18 protein-coding genes and 1 riboswitch are annotated in these 17,989 nt (G+C 70.5%); of the genes, 6 read left to right on the forward strand and 12 right to left on the reverse strand.

Translation table 11 applies throughout. The annotated features are described in order from the left end of the window. Positions 1-108 precede the first annotated feature (108 nt). Both ACQP0U_RS12885 and ACQP0U_RS12890 read right to left on the reverse strand, forming a co-directional pair. Positions 109-831: a FadR/GntR family transcriptional regulator gene (locus tag ACQP0U_RS12885; protein WP_433318762.1), complete on the reverse strand. Its 723-nt coding sequence runs from the start codon at positions 829-831 to the stop codon at positions 109-111. Between the two features lie 7 nt (positions 832-838). After that, complete coding sequence (locus ACQP0U_RS12890) at positions 839-2,233, reverse strand: enolase C-terminal domain-like protein (RefSeq protein WP_433318764.1); 1,395 nt, start codon at positions 2,231-2,233, stop codon at positions 839-841. A 432-nt stretch (positions 2,234-2,665) separates the two neighbouring features. Continuing rightward, positions 2,666-2,882, forward strand: a riboswitch (cobalamin riboswitch). A gap of 193 nt (positions 2,883-3,075) precedes the next feature. Here ACQP0U_RS12890 and ACQP0U_RS12895 point away from each other — a divergent pair. Further along, on the forward strand, positions 3,076-5,394 hold the full coding sequence (locus tag ACQP0U_RS12895) for a ribonucleoside-diphosphate reductase subunit alpha (RefSeq protein WP_433320794.1): 2,319 nt from the start codon (positions 3,076-3,078) through the stop codon (positions 5,392-5,394). Between the two features lie 38 nt (positions 5,395-5,432). Beyond that, on the forward strand, positions 5,433-6,428 hold the full coding sequence (locus tag ACQP0U_RS12900; protein WP_355493658.1) for a ribonucleotide-diphosphate reductase subunit beta: 996 nt from the start codon (positions 5,433-5,435) through the stop codon (positions 6,426-6,428). A gap of 190 nt (positions 6,429-6,618) precedes the next feature. On the opposite strand, the gene ACQP0U_RS12905 is transcribed toward ACQP0U_RS12900, so the two are convergent. Then, positions 6,619-6,846 carry a GntR family transcriptional regulator gene (locus ACQP0U_RS12905; RefSeq protein WP_184186009.1) on the reverse strand — a complete coding sequence of 76 codons (228 nt, stop codon included), beginning with the start codon at positions 6,844-6,846 and terminating at the stop codon, positions 6,619-6,621. Positions 6,847-7,415: 569 nt separating this feature from the next. Between ACQP0U_RS12905 and ACQP0U_RS12910 the strand changes: the two genes are divergently transcribed. Continuing rightward, entirely contained in the window at positions 7,416-7,913 is a 498-nt protein-coding gene (locus tag ACQP0U_RS12910; RefSeq protein WP_433318768.1) for an N-acetyltransferase family protein, read from the forward strand. Positions 7,914-7,940: 27 nt separating this feature from the next. On the opposite strand, the gene ACQP0U_RS12915 is transcribed toward ACQP0U_RS12910, so the two are convergent. From ACQP0U_RS12915 to ACQP0U_RS12940, 6 genes are all read right to left on the reverse strand, one after another. Beyond that, positions 7,941-8,294 (reverse strand): TraR/DksA family transcriptional regulator, encoded by a 354-nt coding sequence (locus ACQP0U_RS12915; RefSeq protein ID WP_433318771.1) that lies wholly within the window; start codon positions 8,292-8,294, stop codon positions 7,941-7,943. 23 nt (positions 8,295-8,317) lie between these two features. Next, entirely contained in the window at positions 8,318-9,529 is a 1,212-nt protein-coding gene (locus ACQP0U_RS12920; RefSeq protein WP_433318774.1) for a ferritin-like domain-containing protein, read from the reverse strand. Then, positions 9,526-10,371 carry a phosphate/phosphite/phosphonate ABC transporter substrate-binding protein gene (locus ACQP0U_RS12925; RefSeq protein ID WP_433318777.1) on the reverse strand — a complete coding sequence of 282 codons (846 nt, stop codon included), beginning with the start codon at positions 10,369-10,371 and terminating at the stop codon, positions 9,526-9,528. The genes ACQP0U_RS12920 and ACQP0U_RS12925 overlap by 4 nt, the downstream gene beginning before the upstream one ends. Further along, positions 10,371-11,540, reverse strand: a complete 1,170-nt coding sequence (locus ACQP0U_RS12930) for an acyl-CoA dehydrogenase family protein (RefSeq protein WP_433318780.1) — start codon at positions 11,538-11,540, stop codon at positions 10,371-10,373. The genes ACQP0U_RS12925 and ACQP0U_RS12930 overlap by 1 nt, the downstream gene beginning before the upstream one ends. A 77-nt stretch (positions 11,541-11,617) precedes the next feature. Then, on the reverse strand, positions 11,618-12,565 hold the full coding sequence (locus ACQP0U_RS12935; protein ID WP_433318783.1) for an ion transporter: 948 nt from the start codon (positions 12,563-12,565) through the stop codon (positions 11,618-11,620). A 96-nt stretch (positions 12,566-12,661) separates the two neighbouring features. Continuing rightward, positions 12,662-13,498: an alpha/beta fold hydrolase gene (locus ACQP0U_RS12940; RefSeq protein ID WP_433318785.1), complete on the reverse strand. Its 837-nt coding sequence runs from the start codon at positions 13,496-13,498 to the stop codon at positions 12,662-12,664. A 64-nt stretch (positions 13,499-13,562) separates the two neighbouring features. Here ACQP0U_RS12940 and ACQP0U_RS12945 point away from each other — a divergent pair, with 64 nt between their 5' ends. Further along, complete coding sequence (locus ACQP0U_RS12945; protein WP_433318788.1) at positions 13,563-14,261, forward strand: TetR/AcrR family transcriptional regulator; 699 nt, start codon at positions 13,563-13,565, stop codon at positions 14,259-14,261. A gap of 116 nt (positions 14,262-14,377) precedes the next feature. Continuing rightward, the gene (locus ACQP0U_RS12950) at positions 14,378-14,737 is read left to right on the forward strand and encodes a hypothetical protein (RefSeq protein ID WP_433318791.1); all 360 of its coding nucleotides are present in this window, start codon (positions 14,378-14,380) and stop codon (positions 14,735-14,737) included. Between the two features lie 31 nt (positions 14,738-14,768). Here ACQP0U_RS12950 and ACQP0U_RS12955 read toward each other — a convergent pair whose 3' ends face one another. Both ACQP0U_RS12955 and ACQP0U_RS12960 read right to left on the reverse strand, forming a co-directional pair. Then, complete coding sequence (locus ACQP0U_RS12955; protein WP_433318794.1) at positions 14,769-15,233, reverse strand: N-acetyltransferase family protein; 465 nt, start codon at positions 15,231-15,233, stop codon at positions 14,769-14,771. A gap of 179 nt (positions 15,234-15,412) precedes the next feature. Then, entirely contained in the window at positions 15,413-16,270 is an 858-nt protein-coding gene (locus tag ACQP0U_RS12960; RefSeq protein WP_433318797.1) for an SDR family oxidoreductase, read from the reverse strand. 87 nt (positions 16,271-16,357) lie between these two features. On the opposite strand from ACQP0U_RS12960, the gene ACQP0U_RS12965 reads away from it, so the two are divergent. Next, positions 16,358-16,762 (forward strand): winged helix-turn-helix transcriptional regulator, encoded by a 405-nt coding sequence (locus ACQP0U_RS12965; protein ID WP_433318800.1) that lies wholly within the window; start codon positions 16,358-16,360, stop codon positions 16,760-16,762. A 190-nt stretch (positions 16,763-16,952) separates the two neighbouring features. Here the strand turns inward: ACQP0U_RS12965 and ACQP0U_RS12970 are convergent, their stop codons facing one another. Next, positions 16,953-17,915: a helix-turn-helix transcriptional regulator gene (locus ACQP0U_RS12970; RefSeq protein WP_433318803.1), complete on the reverse strand. Its 963-nt coding sequence runs from the start codon at positions 17,913-17,915 to the stop codon at positions 16,953-16,955. Positions 17,916-17,989: the final 74 nt, after the last annotated feature.

Here is a 17,989-nt window from a genome sequence, read left to right on the forward strand (position 1 = left end):
CCGGCGCCCCTGAACGGCGTCGGGTCGCCGCTGCGGCTGACCCCACTGGGCATCGGCGGCTCGCTGGACGGCCCGGGGCCGCTCGACGTGCGGTCGTAGGGTCGGCGGTCAGGGCCGGGCCGTCTCAATGCTCGCGTCACCGTCGTCGGGCAACCCCTGCAACGACTCCTCCACACCGATCAGGTGGTTGGCCATCCGGGTGCGGGCCCGCTCCGGGTCGCGCGCCACGAGGGCCTTCAGGATCGCCACGTGTTCGTCATGGGTACGCAGGTCCGCGCCCTCCTCGTGCAGACTCCGCCAGAGCCGGCCGCGAATGGTGCGCCCGGCGAAGGCTTCGATCAGGCCCACGAGCACCGGGTTCTCCGCGTGCACGGCGATGATCCGGTGGAAGGCGATGTCGATCTCCATGATCCGCTCGTGGTCCTGCGGTGACTGGCCGATCATCCGGGCCGCCTCGTCGAGCAGGTCCCCCGCCTGGGCCAGGGCCTCGTCGGTGATCCTGGTCGCCGCCAGCCGCGCGGCCTCGCACTCCAGCAGCCGCCGAACGGTGTGGATGTGCCGTGGGTCGCCCTGACCCTGGAAGTCCACCACGAAACCCATCGGGGCCAGCAGTTGTGGCGCGTCGAGGTTGGTGACGTAGGTGCCGTCGCCCTGGCGGATGTTGACGATGCCGAGGATCGACAGGGCCGACATCCCCTCGCGCAGCGAGCCCCGCGAGACGCCGAGCGACTCGGCGAGGTCCTTCTCGATGGGCAACCGGTCTCCGGGCCTGAACTGCCCTTCGAGGATCATCCGCTTGATGCCGTTGACCACTTCGTCAGTGCGGGACATGACCCCCCTAGCGGCCGGCGGGGGTGGCCTTTCCACCCGCGATCACGTACGGCTCCGGAGATGACACGGTAGTCGGGTCTGTCGCCGCCCAGTAGTGGCCGTCGGGAAACCGGTAGAGCGCGACCGACTCCTGGCGCATGCGGGTGGAGTAGCCGGGCTGGCTGGGCAGGACGTAACCGCTGCCCGAGCCGGTGTCCCGGATGACGCACGGGTCGGTGAAGTGCTCGTGCAGGTGGTCGACGAACTCGGTGACGCGGTCGGTGAGATCCCCCGAGATCGCGACGTAGTCGAGCACCGACACGTGTTGGACCATCTCGCACAGCCCGACTCCGCCGGCGTGTGGGCACACCGGGACGTCGAACTTCGCGGCGAGCAGCAGCACGGCGACGATCTCGTTGATGCTGGCCAGCCTGCCGGTGTCCAGTTGGCAGAAGTCGATGGCCTCGGCCTGGAACAGCTGCTTGAACATCACCCGGTTGTGGCAGTGCTCGCCGGTGGCGACGCCGATCGGAGCGACGGCACGGCGGACGGCCGCGTGGCCGAGGATGTCGTCGGGGCTGGTCGGCTCCTCGATCCACAGTGGCCTGAACTGGGCGAGGGCGGTGACCCACTCGATGGCCTGGCCGACGTCCCACACCTGGTTGGCGTCGATCATCAGGTTGCGATCCGGCCCGAGGATCTCCCGCGCGATGCCGCATCGGCGGATGTCGTCGTCGAGGTCGGCGCCCACCTTGAGCTTGACGTAGCCGTAACCGGTGTCGACCGCCTCCTGGCACAGCCGGCGCAGCTTGTCGTCGCCGTAGCCGAGCCAGCCCGCCGAGGTGGTGTAGGCGGGGTAGCCGGTCCGGTCCAGCTCGGCGAGGCGGGCGGCCTTCGTGCCCTCCTTGGCCCGCAGGATGGCCAGTGCCTCGTCCCGGGTCAGCGCGTCGGACAGGTAGCGCAGGTCCGCGATGTCGACGAGCTGCTCGGGGGACATGTCGACGAGCAGCCGCCACAGCGGCTTGTCGGCGACCCGGGCGACCAGGTCCCACGACGCGTTCAACACGGCGGCGAGGGACAGGTGGACGACGCCCTTCTCCGGACCGAGCCACCGTAGCTGTGAGTCGGAGGTGAGGAGGCGGTAGACCGCGCCCATGTCCGCTGCCATCGTCGCCACGTCCAGGCCGACGAGGCGCTGTGCCTGGTGGACCGCTGCCGCCGCGACGATGTCGTTGCCTCGGCCGATGGTGAAGGTCAGGCCGTGCCCCGCGAGTGGCGCGCCGACGCCGTCGACGCCGTCGGTGTGCAGGATGACGTAGGCCGCCGAGTAGTCGCCGTCCTTGTTCATGGCGTCTGACCCGTCAGCGGTCAGGGAGGTGGGGAAGCGTACGTCTTCGACGGTGACGGCAGTGATCTGCGGCATGCGCTCCTCGCCCGGCTAGGCTAAAGATCAGATGATCACTGGGAGTATACGGAGGGCTGCTCCGGCACGTCAACGATGTCGATCACTCCCAGGCCCCTAGACATATGATGTTTCCCGAGTCGCGCCGATCCGGCTTGCCGCCCATCGTGCTGTTTGGTGGGTGAGAGTGGCGGCGGCATCAGGGCTCGGAGGTTGGACGTTCGACCTCGCCGCGAAGCATTGACGACCGCGCATGGCTGCGGTCTGCGACCCCCTTGCCTCGATACATCAAATCTTTGTCGATTGTCGACACCTGCGCGGCGGGCCCGCCTCCGTTGCCCGGCGTCGGTGGGCGTGACGTGGTCCACCGCGTTGGTGATGGTGATCACCGAGCCGGCCGACGACACGCCCGGGACCGACATGTGGGGTGTGACAACGGCCGCGTCCCTATATATGGTGTCGAGCGCAGCTGGTTCGGCCGCTCATCCGGCGCGGTCGAGGCAACAGGGAACCCGGTGGAAATCCGGGACTGTCCCGCAGCGGTGAGTGGGAACGACAGCCGTCATCAGCACTGGGCCACCAATCGGCCTGGGAAGCGACGGCCAGTAGGAGACCGGCGAGCCCGGTCGTGCCCGCGAGTCCGAAGACCTGCCAGCGCGCCGCGTACCCGCACCCGGGTGGGCGGCGGTCCGAGGCCGCGTGGGACGGCTGACGCCACCTGACCCACGCCGGGCTGGCGTGGCGTCCGCCGGTGTCTGTCTCCTCGCGTCCGGGGCCACCAGGTCTCGAACTCCGAGGAGCGAGTGGTGACAGTCACCGAGGTAGTCCCGGTCAGCGGCGACGCGACAGTGCGGCGGACGCCGATGCAGGTCCGCAAGCGCGACGGCGCCACCGAGCCCGTGGACGTGAACAAGATCGTCCGGGCGGTCGAGCGGTGGGCCGACGACCTGACCGACGTCGACCCGATGCGGGTGGCCACCCGCACCATCAGCGGCCTCTACGACGGCGCGACGACCGCCGAACTGGACCGGCTGTCCATCCAGACCGCGGCCGAGATGATCGGTGAGGAGCCGCAGTACTCCCGCCTCGCCGCGCGGCTGCTGGCCGGCTACGTCGACAAGGAGGTGCGTCGACAGGGCATCACCTCGTTCAGCGCGGCGATCCGGGTCGGCCACGCCGAGGGCCTGATCGGTGACGACACCGCCGTGTTCGTCGCCGCGCACGCCAGGACGCTCGACCAGGCCGTCGACCCGAACGGCGACCGCAGGTTCGAGTACTTCGGCCTGCGTACGGTGTACGACCGCTACCTGCTGCGCCACCCCACCAGCCGACTGGTGCTGGAGACCCCGCAGTACTGGCTGCTGCGGGTGGCCTGTGGCCTGTCCCGGACGGCGGACGAGGCTGTCGACTTCTACCGGCTGATGTCCAGCCTGGCCTACCTGCCCAGCTCACCGACCTTGTTCAACTCCGGAACCCGGCACACCCAGATGTCCTCCTGCTACCTGGTCGACTCCCCGCTCGACGAGTTGGACTCGATCTACGTGCGGTACGCCCAGGTCGCCAACCTGTCCAAGTTCGCCGGTGGCATCGGCATCGCGTACTCCCGGGTCCGCTCCCGGGGAGCGCTGATCCGGGGCACCAACGGGCAGTCGAACGGGATCGTGCCGTGGCTGCGCACGCTGGACGCGAGCGTCGCCGCGGTCAACCAGGGCGGCCGGCGCAAGGGCGCGGCCTGCGTCTACCTGGAGCCGTGGCACCCGGACATCGAGGAGTTCCTGCAACTGCGGGACAACACCGGCGAAGACGCCCGGCGTACCCACAACCTCAACCTGGCCAACTGGATCCCGGACGAGTTCATGCGCCGGGTCGAGGCCGACGAGCTGTGGTCGCTGTTCGACCCGCACGAGGTGCCCGAGCTGCCCGACCTCTGGGGGGAGCGGTTCGACGCCGCGTACCGGGAGGCCGAGGCGCAGGGTCGCTACGTGCGGCAGGTCCCGGCGCGGGAGCTGTACGGGAAGATGATGCGGACCCTCGCGCAGACCGGCAACGGGTGGATGACCTTCAAGGACGCCGCCAACCGGCTCTGCAACCAGACCGCCGAGCCGGGCAACGTGGTGCACCTGTCCAACCTCTGCACCGAGATCGTCGAGGTGTCCAGCGACGCCGAGACCGCCGTGTGCAACCTCGGCTCGGTGAACCTCGCCGCCCACCTCACCGACGGCGGCATCGACTGGGAGCGGCTGCGCGCCACGGTGCGGACCGCGGTGACCTTCCTCGACCGGGTCATCGACATCAACTACTACCCGACCGCGCAGGCAGCGGCGAGCAACCCCCGCTGGCGGCCGGTCGGGCTCGGGCTGATGGGCCTGCAGGACGTCTTCTTCGCGCTGCGGCTGCCGTTCGACTCGCCTGCCGCGCGGGAGCTGTCCACCCGGATCAGCGAGGAGCTGTACCTGACCGCGCTGGAGACCTCCGCCGACCTGGCGCGCGACTTCGGCGCGCACCCGGCGTACCCGCAGACCCGGGCCGCGCGGGGCCAGCTCCAGCCCGACCTGTGGGGTGTCCAGGGTACGCAGACGGCACGCTGGGATGCCCTGCGCGAGCGGGTCGAGGCGTACGGGCTGCGCAACTCGCTGCTGGTGGCGGTCGCGCCGACCGCGACCATCGCCTCGATCGCCGGGTGCTACGAGTGCATCGAGCCACAGGTGTCCAACCTGTTCAAGCGCGAGACCCTGTCGGGGGAGTTCCTCCAGGTCAACACCGCTCTGGTACGTGAGCTGAAGGCCCGCGGTCTGTGGACCGAGCAGATCCGTTCGGCGATCAAGCGGGCCGAGGGCTCGGTGCAGGACATCGTCGAGCTGCCGGCCGGCGTACGGGAGTTGTTCCGCACCGCGTGGGAGCTGCCGCAGCGGGCGCTGATCGACCTCGCCGCCGCCCGCGCCCCGTTCATCGACCAGTCCCAGTCGCTGAACCTGTTCCTGGCCGCGCCGACCATCGGCAAGCTCTCCTCGATGTACCTGTACGCCTGGAAGGCCGGGCTGAAGACCACCTACTACCTGCGCTCGCGCCCCGCGACGCGGATCCAGCAGGCCACCGTCAGCGCTGTCGCACCCGTCGTCGTCGACGCGGAGGCGCTGGCCTGCTCGCTGGAGAACCCCGAGTCGTGCGAGGCCTGCCAGTGACCCCCGCCGACGCCACCACCGACACGAGGACCACGCACATGCTGCTCGACCCCGGGATGGACCTCACTCTCCGCCCGATGCGCTACCCGCACTTCTTCGACAGGTTTCGCGACGCGATCCGCAACACCTGGACGGTCGAGGAGGTCGACCTGCACGCCGACCTCGCCGACCTGGACAAGCTGTCGCCGGCCGAACGGCACCTGGTCAGCCGCCTGGTGGCGTTCTTCGCCACCGGCGACACGATCGTCGCCAACAACCTGGTGCTCAACCTCTACCAGCACGTCAACAGCCCGGAGGGTCGCCTCTACCTGTCCCGGCAGCTGTTCGAGGAGGCAGTGCACGTCCAGTTCTATCTCAACCTGCTCGACACGTACGTGCCCGACGAGACCGAGCGCTTCGAGGCCTTCGCGGCCATCGAGAACATCCCCTCGATCCGTCGTAAGGCCGAGTTCTGCTTCCGCTGGATCGACTCCCTCAACGACCTGCGTGAGCTGCGGTCCCGCGAGGACCGGCGGACGTTCCTGCTCAACCTGATCTGCTTCGCCGCCTGCATCGAGGGCTTGTTCTTCTACGGCGCGTTCGCGTACGTCTACTTCCTGCGCTCCCGCGGCCTGCTGCACGGCCTGGCCTCGGGCACCAACTGGGTGTTCCGCGACGAGTCCATGCACATGGCGTTCGCGTTCGACGTCGTCGACACGGTCCGCGCCGAGGAGCCGGACCTGTTCGACGACGACCTCGCCGACCAGGTCCGCCGGATGCTCACCGAGGCGGTCGAGTGCGAGGTGCAGTTCGCCGAGGACCTGGTGGGCCACGGCGTGCCCGGTCTGACGTTGGCCGACATGCGGGAGTATCTGCAGCACGTCGCCGACCGCCGACTCGCCCAGCTCGGCATCGCCCCGCACTACGGGTCGAGCAACCCGTTCGGCTTCATGGAGTTGCAGGACGTGCAGGAGCTGTCCAACTTCTTCGAGCGGCGGGTGTCGGCGTACCAGGTAGGGGTGACCGGCACGGTCGCCTTCGACGACGACTTCTAACGAGCCGTCGCACCCCCTCCGCGCGATCTTGCACTTGCTGTCGCGGCATAGGGGGTATCCCGGGCATCTCGGCGACCGGAACCGCAAGATCGGCGCGGGCGGGGAGATTGCTGACACGACGGTGATGAGAAGTAGCTCAGAGGTGACTCCGACAGCTACTTCTCATCACCGGTTCGAGGAAGCGGCGCGGTCAGCTCTGGGCTTCTGCGACGTAGACACCTTTGCCCGGGTGGCCTTCGACCAACTCGCGGTCTTTGAGGATCGTCATGACCCGGTTGATGGTGGAGATGTGCACGCCGTACTGCTCGGCCAGCTCGCGGGTGGACGGTAGTTTCTCGCCCGGAGCAAGCTCACCAGACTTGATTTTTCCCGCGATTTCGTTGGCGATCCGCCGGTAGTCCACTCGCTCGGTCGGCATGGGTCGATCTCCAAGGGTTCCCTGGTTTCGGCAGCCCAATCTGATCACGAGGAGACCTGTTCCAACAAGTTCCACGAAGTATCTTGACCTACTCCTACAAGTTGGAATAGGTTGCAGCTTGGTCGGGTTCCCTGGTTTCGGCAAACTCCTGGGCTCTCGGCCGCACACCCACCTGGGGGAGCGCGGCAGACGGCGGCTGCCCCGGGTGGGGCAAACGTCGTGAACACGGGAGGGCGCCGCCGTGCCGATCGATGAACCGGTAAGTCGGGCAGACGAACTGTTCGCCGCGATGAGGACGCTCGATGCTCACTGGACTCGGGCAGTAGACCAGCCGTGGCGTTCAGGCGGCTGCCTCGAGTGCGTGAGTCAGACCGAATGCCGTCAGCTCGATTGGTCGTTGGGTGTCGTGGCGGATGCCGCATCGATCATGTTGCAGAAGTGACAATTGTTGATCAACGCGCTCGAGAAGGTCGGTGGGGCTGTGACCCTTCATCGTCGAACGCGCGACCAACCGTCTGATTCGACCGACGCCGAGAAAGGCGTGGTCGCTGCCCGGAAAGGATCCGCTGATGGTCGACATCACCGTGCGGCCCATGACCGACGCCGACGCCGACCGGGTCCTGGCCATCTACCAGGCCGGCCTGGACAGCGGTGACGCGAGTTTCGAGATCACCGCGCCGGCCTGGACGGCGTTCGACGGCGCACGCCTGACCGCGCACCGGCTCGTTGCCGTCGACCACCTCGGCGTGGTCCTCGGCTGGGTCGCGGTCTCGCCGACCTCGACCCGCCCGGTGTACGCCGGTGTGGTCGAACACTCCGTCTACGTGGACCCGGCCGCCCAGGGCCGTGGCGTCGCCCGACTGCTGCTGGACGCGTTGATCACCTCCACCGAGGCCGCCGGCATCTGGACGATCCAGTCCGGGGTCTTCCCGGAGAACGCCGCCAGCCTCGCGTTGCACCAGCGGGCCGGGTTCCGCGTCATCGGCGTCCGCGAGCGGGTCGGTCGGCACCACGGACGCTGGCGCGACGTGGTGCTGTTGGAACGTCGCAGCCCCATCATCGCCTGAGGAGCCCGGCCCGGTCGCCGCCGGCCGTCACCGTCGGCTGGCACAGGCCACGCACGTACGCGCCGAGGGGCGGGCGACGAGGCGCTCGGCGGGAATGGGGCGAAGACACCGTTCGCACACGCCGTAGCTGCCGTCGTCGACCCGTCGCAGCGCTACGTCCAGCTCGGCGAGGCGTCGGCGGGTGGCGTCCAGGACGGCGCTGAGCTGCGCGCGTTCGAAGGCGATAGTGCTGCCCTCGGGGTCGTGTTCGTCGTCGGCGTTGGACGACCGGGACGCCTCGAAGAGGCTCAGCAGGTCGCCCTCCAGGGCGGCAATCTGAGCCTCGGTCTGCTCGCGCAGCCGCAGCAACTCCTCGCGGACCGCGCTGGAATCCCTGTTCATGGCCGCTCCACAGTACTGCTCGCCTACATGAAGTTGCGGGTGTGCAGGGCGGAGAGCGCCGCCGCCTCGTCGGGTCGGAAACCCAGGCGGACGAGTCGGCGCTGACGGCCCTGATCCATCGCGTGTTGCAGTGCCTGCACCCGGTCGAAGCCGGCGGACACGTCGTCCGGATGCCACCCACCCGCCGCGAGCACCACCAGCGCGTCGAAGACGTCCGCGTTGAGCCCCGCGGTGTCGACGAGCGCGTCATGGCGGCGGTGGATGGCCGCCCGCAGCCGGTCCCGCAGCAGCGGATCCAGCTGCGCCTGATGCTCCAGATGTGCCATGCCGAACACCACGTGCCGGCGTTCGTCCTGCATGGCGAGCCAACAGATCCGGCGCGTCACCGGGTCCGGGGCGTTCTCGTGCAGGAACGAGAGCAGATCGACGAAGCTGCCCTCGCCGAGCACGGAGAGCAGGAACGACGCCAACGCGAAGTCCGACTCCGCGACGAGCGTGAACAGCGACTGCCGACCGCCGGCGGACGAGGTGCCCAACTCGGCGCCGCGCAGCAGTGCCCGCCGGCTGAAGACCTCCATGTGCCGGGCCTCGTCGGCCATCTGCACGGCGAGAAGCTGCACCACCTCCCGAAAGTGTGGATGGATGCGCCCCACGAACCGGGCCGGTACGACGAGGGCGGCCTGCTCGTTCTCGACCAGGTAGGTCATCACCTGCACCACGGCGGCCTCGACGTCGGCCGGCAGCGCGAACGGGTCGCCCCACGGCACCGCGGTCTGCGGGTCCCACTGTCGTGCGGCCGCCTGCGCGTACAGGTGGGGAGCGATGTCGGCCCAGACCAGGTCGCGGGCGTCCAGGTCGAACCGCGCCTCGGGGCCACCTGCTTCGAGGAGCGCGCCCCGGGCGCCGAGCCCCCACCGGGCCGGCGGACGGCTGCTGAGCGCCGACGGCAGAGCCGGCCCGGCCCGCTCCGCGCCGTACCAGCGGTCGTCGTCCGCCGACCCCCGAACCACCACCGCCACCAGCGCGCTCGCCGCGCCGCGAGCCGGCCATTCGACCCGATGACCCCGGGCACGACACCAGGCGGGCAGGTGTACGCGCAGCGCCGGGTCGCTGCCGGAGACCGCCAACCGGCTGCCGGGCGGCAGCCCGGCCAGGGCACGTTGCACGAGCAGGTGCGCGCCCCGGCCGAAACCCAGGGCACCGAGATCGACCTCGGCGACCGGCGCCGCGCTCACGGCCGGTAGTCCGTTGCTGTCACCCGCCCGTCGGGGGAGTAGAAGCCGCTGGCGTCGACCGCCTCGGCCAGGGCGTCATACCCCGTGGCGCGGCCGTCCTGCCAGGCCGTCAGCCCCTCCAGGTCGAGCAGCGGGCGCACCTGCGGATCGGCGTACGACATGCCGAGCAGCAGCGTGCCGAAGAGCCGGACCCCGTCCGACTCCGGCGCGCGGACCGTCATGTTGCAGTGGTCGTAGGGTGCGGTCTGCGCCACGATCCGGGTGCCCTCGGCCGGCAACGTGCCCTCTTGAACGAACGCCAGATGGTTGGCGTCGATCATGCAGGCGGCGTCCACCTCCCCGGCCACCAGTGCGCGGGCCGCGTCGCGCTCGCCGCCGATGTGGTCGCCGTGCAGGCCGACACCGACGTCGAAGCGGCGCACGTCGACCTCGACCCCGGCCGCCGCGAGGTGGCCCAGCGGAATCAGCGTCGCCTGTGGACTGTCGATCGCCCCGACGGCGACCAGCCGCCCGGCGAGGTCCGCGATCTGGCGCACCGGCGAGTCCGCGCGAACCACCACGATCGAGGTGAGGTCCTGGTCGGTGTCGCGCATGGTGAGCGCGCGGACGGTGGTGCCGTTGGTGGCGGCCAGCCGCTCGGCCCGCAGCCAGGCCAGCGGGGAGTTCCAGGCCGCGTCGATCCGCCCGGCGACGAGATCCTCGACCTGTCGTTCGTAGTGCGAGTAGAGGACGAAGTCGAAATCCAGGCCCCGCCCGCGCAGCCAGGCGCGGAAGCCCTCCCAGATGGTCACCACCTTCGGGTCGTACGCGACGGCGCCCATCAGAACGGTTGGCGTGGACATCAGCGGTTGGCCTCGTCGAGCAGCGGCAGGCCGGTGGCGACACGACCGACGAAGTCGTGCAGCGCGTCGGTGGTCGGTGCCATCACCCGGGCGGCGCGGGCGTCCCGGAAACGGCGCTCAAGGCCCAACTCCTTGCGGAAGGCGCTGCCGCCGCAGAGCTGCATCGCGCCATCGGTCACGTCGGCGACGGTCTCACCAGCGAGTGCCTTGACCTGGAGCACACGCAGCATCGCGTCGTCCCGGCCGGTCTCCAGCGCGGTGAGCGTGTCGCCCAGGAAGGCGCGCAGCGCGTCGGTGCGGATCATCAGTCGGGCGAGATCGCGTCGGGTGACGGGCGCGTCGCGCAGGGCGGCGCCGGTGTGCGCGAGCGTGGTCCTGGTGAGATGTCGGCCGGCCTCGGCCACCGCGCTGGCGGCGAGACCGAGGCAGAAGGCGGCGTTGAGCACCAGGAACCAGGGCAGGACCGCGCCGAGCGCGGTGTCGAGCCCGGCGCCGTCGGCCGCCATCCGCGCCGTCGACGAAACCCGGAGCCCGTCGGCGGTCATCGGGCGAGAGCCGTTGCCGCGCAGCCCCAGACCGTCGAAGTCGCCGGTCACGCTCAGGCCGGCGCTGTCGGCCGGCACGAGCCACAGCGTCATCGGGCCGGCGTCGCGGGCCAGCGGAAGGCTCGACCAGACGTAGCTGTTGGCCTCACCGGCCGAGGTGACCCAGCTCTTACGGGCGTCCAGGCGGACCGTGTCGTCTTCGGTGGCGTTCGCGGTGCCGGTCGGCGACCAGAAGTGGCTGCGCGAGCCGTACTCGGAGAACGCCAACGTGGTGAGGTGATCGCCGGCGGCGATGGCCGCGCGGACGTCGCGCGGGCCGTGCGCCTCGATGACGGCGGTCGCCGCGTAGTGCATGAGCACCACCATCGCTGTGGACCCGCACTCGGCGGCCAGCCGCTCGATGACCTCCGCGACCGCCCGCATGCCGTGGCCGCCGCCACCGACCTCGGTCGAGGAGGCCAGGCTGAGCAGGCCGGCTGCGGCGAGAGCGTCGACACCCGGGCGGGGGAAGGCCCCGTCCCGGTCGACGATCGTTGCCTGTGGGCGGATCACGTCGTCGATCACCGTGCCGAGCGTGTCCGTGGGATCGGTGGCGGTCTGGGCATTGTCGACACTTGTCGTCATGCCGGCACCCCTTCAGAAGGGCCGATGGGACCGCCGTCGACACTATCCGAACGGGAAGACGTAGCGCGAGCGTCGGATCACCGTCTGCTGCGGGCGTTGTCCCGGTGGGGTCGGCCGTGCCCGTCGTCCCGGTCGATGCGCAGCTCCCGTTCCAACTCGGTGATGACCGCCCGTAGGTCGTCCAGCCGTTGGGTGAGCGCGATCCGGTCCACTTCGTCCGGTACGCCGTCGCCGTCCTCGTCGTACCCGGGCGCCAGTCGCTCGGTCATCTCCAATCGGCGGGCCTCCTCCATCGAGTTCACGATGACCGCGATGAGGATGTTGAGCAGCAGGTTGACGGTGATGACCACGTAGCTGACGTAGTAGAGCAGTGTCCACCCTGAGATCGCCATGCCCTGCTCGATGAGGTCCGGCAACGTCTCCAGCGACAGCAGCACGAACAACGTCAGCAGCGATCGGCCGATGTCGCCGTACTCCTCCGGGTACCTGTTGCCGAAGATCAGCCAGCCGGCCATGCCGTACACGTAGAGCGTCACCACGGCCAGGGCGAGGAACCCGGTGACGCCCGGCAGGCTGCGCCACAGCGCGGAGACGATGGTCCGCAGACCCGGCGAGAACCGCACCAGGCGGACCATGCGGGCCACCCGTACGACCCGCAGCAGCGCCGAGTCGCCGTGCAGGCCCGGGATGAAGATCGCCGCGATCACCACGAAGTCGAAGACGTTCCAGCTGTGCCGGAAGAAGTCCTGCGGACGCTTGCCGTACGCCGCCAGCCGGATGGCGATCTCGACGACGAAGACGGCGCGGAAGAACAGCTCCAGCCCGTGCAGCGCGGTGCCCGCCGGGCTCAGGTCGTCGTACGTCTCCAGGCCGAGAACGATGCCGTTGGCGAGGATGACCACCACGATGGCGATCTCGAAGGGACGTGACCTCGCGAGGCGGTCGCACCTGTCGGCCCAGACCGAGCGGTGCCGCGGTGGTGTGGCCGGCTCGCCTCGCTGGGCGGGCACGGGTGCGTCGCTCACCAGTCGGCCGGCTCGATCGTGTGACGGTGCGGACGGTGTGCGGGCATGCCCACCAGCCTAGCCAAGATCAATGACGGTGGGCGATCGCGCGACCGCTCAGCGGTGGGGCGTCCGCTCCGGGGTCACGGGCGCCCCGAAGAACTGGGCGAGCGGTTCGACGGTCCTCGGGTGCGCACGGTTGATGGCGTCGTGGCCACTGTGCGGGATCGTCAGTGTCCGGGCGTGCGGCAGCGCGCGGGCCAGCGCCGCGTTCTGGCCCAGGTAGTAGGGCGGACCATCGGCGCCGCAGGCCAGCAGCACCTCGGCGCTCACCCTGGCCCACTGGGTGGCCGGGCCGTCGTGGGCAAGGATCAGGGCTGCCTCGTCCAACGTCGTGGGCAGCAGCTCGCCCATGGTTCGGCCGATCGGCGTACGCAGGAACGCGCTGATGATCGCTACCCGGACGGCGAGCGGGAGTTTCCCCGCGGCCATGTGCGAGTTGATCCCCGCGGTCGTGATGGCGAGGCTTCGGGCGGTGTGACCGGCTTGTAGTGCCGCGCGGGCGGGCGCGAGCCATGCCGATGGGAAGCTGCCGTCGATCGAGACCGCGGCGTCGTAGAGGGCGAGCCGGGCGATCGGCAGCCGGAGCGCGGCGTGGAGTGCCAGGAAGCCTCCGCCGCTGTGGCCGATGACGTCGCCGGACCCGGTGTGCTCCAGCACGGCGGCGAGGTCGTCGATCTCCTGGTCGACGGTGTAGGGCATCGGCCTCGGTGGTGCGTCGGCCCGCCCCCGTCGGTTGTAGAGGTGCACGGTGAACCGGTCGGCGAGCGCCGTGGCCAGCCGTCGGTAGATGTCGATCGTCACGCCACCGCCGTGCACCACGACGATCCCCGGCCCCGCGCCGGTTGAGTGCAGCACGATCGTCGCGCCGTCCCGTGCCCTGACCTGCTCCATGGTTGCTCCGCCCTTCCGACGCCACCAACAACTGCAAACGACGTTCGCAGTTTACAGTAGATCAGTGAGTGACGCACCCGCGAGTACCGGCGACGGCGGCCCCGACCGGCAGCCGATCTGGAGCCGACCCGAGCGCGGAAGCCGTGGCCCCGCACCGGCGCACAGTCGGGACGCCATCGTCGCGGCCGCCATCGCCCTGGCCGACGCCGAAGGGCTGGCGGCGGTGTCGATGCGCGCCGTGGCCGCCGCGCTCGGCACCGGCGCCGGATCCCTCTACCGCTACCTGTCGTCCCGCGACGACCTGTTGGACCTGATGACCGACCGGGCCGTGGGGGAGCTGCGCCCGTACCCGCAGGCGGAGGGCGACTGGTTGGAGGCGATGGTGCTGCTGGGGCGGCGGCAGTTGGGGCTGTTCGGTGCCCATCCGTGGCTGCTCGACGTGATCCACAGGTCGACCGGCATCGGCCCGGAGAGCCTGGCCTGGTTCGACAACTGCATCCGGGTTCTGGAACCGGTGCGCTGCCCCGTGGCCGCCAAGTTCGAGGCCATCGCGATGGTGACCGGCGTGGTGAGCCTCTTCGCCCGCCGCGAGTCCGCCCCCGTGGCGTTCAACGTCGCCGGGGTGGACCTCGCCGCGTACCCGCACCTGGTCGCGGCGTTCGGTCAGCCCCCCGGTCCGGCGCCCCGGGCGGACCTCGTCGAGCGGACCCTGCGCAGTCTGCTGACCGGTCTGCTCCTCGCGGAGCCGACCGAGGTGGGCTGAGCGGATCGGCCGACAGGCGGTGTCCGTCGTTCTTCCGCCACCACGACACCCACTGGTCTAGGTTCTCGATGGTGAGCCGGACCAGGCCGGCCCGCGCCCAGTGCGGAAGGTGCCCGATGTCGGACCCTGAACTTGTCGACCTGCGCCAACGGGCCAGGGACGGTGACCGGGACGCGGTCGACCAGCTCGTTGAGCTCGCGGGCGAGCGGGGTGACCTGGCCGAGCTACGTCAGCTCGCCGAGGACGGCAACGCCGACGCGGCGGCCCAACTTGTCGAACTTGCCACCGAACTCGGCGACACGAACGAGCTGCGGCGTCTCGCCGACCGGGGCGACCGGGACGCCGCTGACCAGCTCGTCGAGTTGGCCGCGGAGCGGGTGGACGTCGGCGAGCTGCGCCGCCTCGCCGACGGCGGGAACCGGGATGCGGCCGACGTCCTGGCCGAACTGACCGAAGAGCAGGGCGAGGCGGAGTAGTCGGCCGGGCGCCCGTGCGTCCGCACCCGTGTCACGTCGTGGCGGTGAGGTACCGGCGGTAACCGACAGCCGACTGTGCGAACCCGACGGACGCGTAGAACTGGTGGGCGTCGGTACGCGCGGCGTTCGACACCAGTTGGACCTTGTAGCAGCCTGCCGCCGTCGCGTCGTCGAGCGCCGCCAGCACCAGGGCCCGGGCGACCCCACGACGGCGCCATCCGGGTGCGACCACCACGTTCTCCACCACCATGTACGGTCGCGCGCCGTGGGTGAGGTTCGGGGCCACGAGGGTGTCCAGGGTGCCCACGAGGGTGTCCCCGGCGACGGCCAGCAGGAGGCGGCGGCCAGTCTGCGCGTGCAGGTCGCGCCACGCGGTGGCCAGCCGGGTGGCGTCCGGCCGTGCGTCGTCGGGAGCGAGCTGCCACAGCACGTCGAAGACCTGCTCGGGGTCGTCCTGCGGTACGGCGGCGCGGACGACGACGTCGCCGCCGCTCACCGGGCCGACGCCGCAGTGCCCAGGCCGGACCGTGCGGGGTGCCGACGGGGAGGCCCGCTGTGCCGGGAGAGCGTGCCGTCGACGTGCCTCACCATGGCGTCGAGGATACGTGTCAGGCTTCACCGCGTGGCGGGCGACGGCGACCGGAGCCCCGCCGCCCGCTTCGGCGACGAGCCCGGTCAGGCCCGCGCGGCCCGGATGGCGTCGCGCAGCGGAGTGCTCGGCCGGCCGAGCAGCCGGCTGAGGTCGTCGCTGTCGGTCGCCAGCTCGCCATTGGCGATCGAGTGGTCGAGCGCGGCGACGAAACCGGCGGTGCCCGCGTCCAGGCCGACGTTCTCCAGGGCCGAGGCCAGCTCGGCGGCGGACATGTCCTGGTGGACGACTGTGGTGCCGGTCACCTCGGTGACGGCCTCGGCCAGCTCGTCGAAGGTGAACGCGGTGCCGCCCAGTTCGTAGACGGCGTTGCCGTCCTCCTCGCGGGTCAGCGCGGCCACGGCGGCCCCCGCGTAGTCGGCCCGGGTCGCGGCGGAGATCTTGCTGCCGCCGGTGGCGCCGAGGATCGTGCCGGAGCCCAGGTACTGCGGCAGTTGGTCGGTGTAGTTCTCGGTGTACCAGCTGTTGCGCAGCACGGTGTAGGCCAGACCGGACGCGGCGAGGACCTCCTCGGTGGCCTTGTGCTCCGGGGCGAGCGGGTTCGCGGTGGTGTCGGCCTTCAGGATGCTGGTGTAGACGAGACGCTCGACCCCGGCGAGCTTGGCGGCGTCGATGACGGCGGTGTGCTGCGCGACGCGCTGACCGGGAGTGTCGCCGGAGACGAGCAGCAGGCGGCGTACGCCGGCCACGGCGCCGGGAAGCGTCGACGGGTCGTCGTAGGTGGCCTTGCGGATCTCGACCCCGCGCGCGGCCAGGTCGGCGGCCTTCTCCGGGCTGCGGACGATGGCGGCGATCTCGGCGGCGGGTACGCCGCTGTCGAGCAGTTGCTCGATCACCAGGCGGCCCAGTCGGCCGGTGGCGCCGGTCACGGCGTAGGTGGGCATGGGAACCTCCGAGGGTTAGTGGCAGATCTGCATGCACTTACGAATCTACAGCACTTACCTATGGCCAGCGTGGGTTAGGCTGGTGAGGTGAGCGACAGGCCGGCCCAGGATCCGGCGGGGCCTACCCAGGAATTCGTCAGCGATGTCTTCGCGCGGGGGTGCACCTCCCGCGCGGCCTTCGAGGACGTCACCTCGAAGTGGGCCTCGCTGGCCCTGTTGGCGCTCGGCGAGGGCCGCTACCGGTTCAACGCGCTGCGACGCCGCATCGACGGGGTCAGCGAGCGGATGCTCTCCCAGACCCTGCAGACCCTCGAACGCGACGGCATGCTCACCCGCGAGGTGCTCACCGCGATCCCGCCGCGCGTCGAATACTCGCTGACCCCCCTCGGTGCCCGGGTCGCCGAGCAACTCCGTGGCCTCGCCGATCTGCTGGAGGCCTCGGTGCCCGCGTTGCAGACCGCCCGCGACAGCCACGAGCGCGACCGGGGCTAGCAGCAGCACGCCCGCGCTGGTTGGCGTCCTGCGCGCAGATCGTGGTCATCTCGGCCAGGTAGCTGGCCAGCGTCGGCAGGCCGGCCGTCGCGACCCGGTCCTGGAGGTAGGCCAGGTTGCCCGGCGACGCCTGGCGGACGGCCACCTCGGGTCGTGGCCTGCCCCACGAGGCGCGCACCGGAGCCGTTTCTCAGGCGTTCAGCGTCTCGCGCGGCGGCACACCGTAGCTGGCGTGGTACCGCGCGGTGAACCTGCTGTGGCTGGCGAACCCCCACCGACTGGCGATCGCCGAGACCGTCTCCTGACCCGGGTCGGCGCGTACCAGGTCGTGGTGTGCCCGAACCAGCCGGATCCGACGCAGGTGGGCCATGGGGGTGGTGCCGAGATGACGGCGGAAGGCGAGTTGCACCGCCCGTAGGGAGACACCGGCGGCACCGGCGATGTCGGCCGCGCTGATGTCCCGGTCGGCGTGCTCCTCCAGGAACGCGATCGCCCGGCGCAGTGTGGCGGTGGTGGCGTCGTTCCGGTCCGCGGCGGTGGGTTCGGTGAACGCGGTGTTGGGGAAGACCGCGAGCGCCGCCGCGGCCAGCATCCGGGCGGCGTTGCCGATCACCAGCGATTGCGCCCCGGCGGCCGGGCTGTTCAACACGACGTCGCGGACGAAGCCTGTGGTGTTGCGCCACTGTCGGGCGAGGGCCGTGCTGGCGGCACCCAGCTCGGTGAACTGGATCCGACCGGGCCGGCGGGCCGGCGCGGTGGTGGCCACCTGCGCCAGCACCGACAGGTCCAGTACGCAGAGCTCGACGTCACCGGGATGCCAGCGCACGGCGCACGGCTCCTCCGGCCTGGTGACGAGGAAGACCTCGCCGGGGCCGAACCGGTGGGCCGATCCGGCGCAGGAGCGATCGACGCGGGCGGTGCGGGTACGACCGATGACCAGTCCGCCGAGGGTGCTGGCACCGATTCCGAGGTGCCCGGTCTGGCGGGTGGTCGCGAGGGCGAAGGGGCCGGTGTCGACGCGGTGGTGGGTGAGCCGGTATCCGTTCCTGCTCTCAATGCGCAGTTTCGGGTCGTACATGGCGGACAGGAATTCCTGGATGGCCGCCGGGTCACGGCTGTCGAACTGGTGGGTCTGCACTGGCGATGACGTCATCCGCTGTCTCCGTCCGGTGGAGGTGCCGCCGGGTCGTGGAACGGGTGCCGACGGCAGGATCGGGACGTGCCGGG

This window comes from Micromonospora sp. CA-269861, from assembly GCF_050948505.1.
Lineage (GTDB): Bacteria > Actinomycetota > Actinomycetes > Mycobacteriales > Micromonosporaceae > Micromonospora.

Excerpts from the sequence above, each read along its gene's own strand:
- ACQP0U_RS12950 (WP_433318791.1), top strand. The coding sequence starts at position 14,378 with ATGTCGGACCCTGAACTTGTCGACCTGCGCCAACGGGCCAGGGACGGT.
- ACQP0U_RS12970 (WP_433318803.1), bottom strand. The coding sequence starts at position 17,915 with ATGACGTCATCGCCAGTGCAGACCCACCAGTTCGACAGCCGTGACCCG.
- ACQP0U_RS12905 (WP_184186009.1), bottom strand. The coding sequence starts at position 6,846 with ATGCCGACCGAGCGAGTGGACTACCGGCGGATCGCCAACGAAATCGCG.
- ACQP0U_RS12895 (WP_433320794.1), top strand. The coding sequence starts at position 3,076 with ATGCAGGTCCGCAAGCGCGACGGCGCCACCGAGCCCGTGGACGTGAAC.
- ACQP0U_RS12930 (WP_433318780.1), bottom strand. The coding sequence starts at position 11,540 with ATGACGACAAGTGTCGACAATGCCCAGACCGCCACCGATCCCACGGAC.
- ACQP0U_RS12925 (WP_433318777.1), bottom strand. The coding sequence starts at position 10,371 with ATGTCCACGCCAACCGTTCTGATGGGCGCCGTCGCGTACGACCCGAAG.
- ACQP0U_RS12940 (WP_433318785.1), bottom strand. The coding sequence starts at position 13,498 with ATGGAGCAGGTCAGGGCACGGGACGGCGCGACGATCGTGCTGCACTCA.
- ACQP0U_RS12885 (WP_433318762.1), bottom strand. The coding sequence starts at position 831 with ATGTCCCGCACTGACGAAGTGGTCAACGGCATCAAGCGGATGATCCTC.
- ACQP0U_RS12890 (WP_433318764.1), bottom strand. The coding sequence starts at position 2,233 with ATGCCGCAGATCACTGCCGTCACCGTCGAAGACGTACGCTTCCCCACC.
- ACQP0U_RS12960 (WP_433318797.1), bottom strand. The coding sequence starts at position 16,270 with ATGCCCACCTACGCCGTGACCGGCGCCACCGGCCGACTGGGCCGCCTG.
- ACQP0U_RS12910 (WP_433318768.1), top strand. The coding sequence starts at position 7,416 with ATGGTCGACATCACCGTGCGGCCCATGACCGACGCCGACGCCGACCGG.
- ACQP0U_RS12900 (WP_355493658.1), top strand. The coding sequence starts at position 5,433 with ATGCTGCTCGACCCCGGGATGGACCTCACTCTCCGCCCGATGCGCTAC.
- ACQP0U_RS12915 (WP_433318771.1), bottom strand. The coding sequence starts at position 8,294 with ATGAACAGGGATTCCAGCGCGGTCCGCGAGGAGTTGCTGCGGCTGCGC.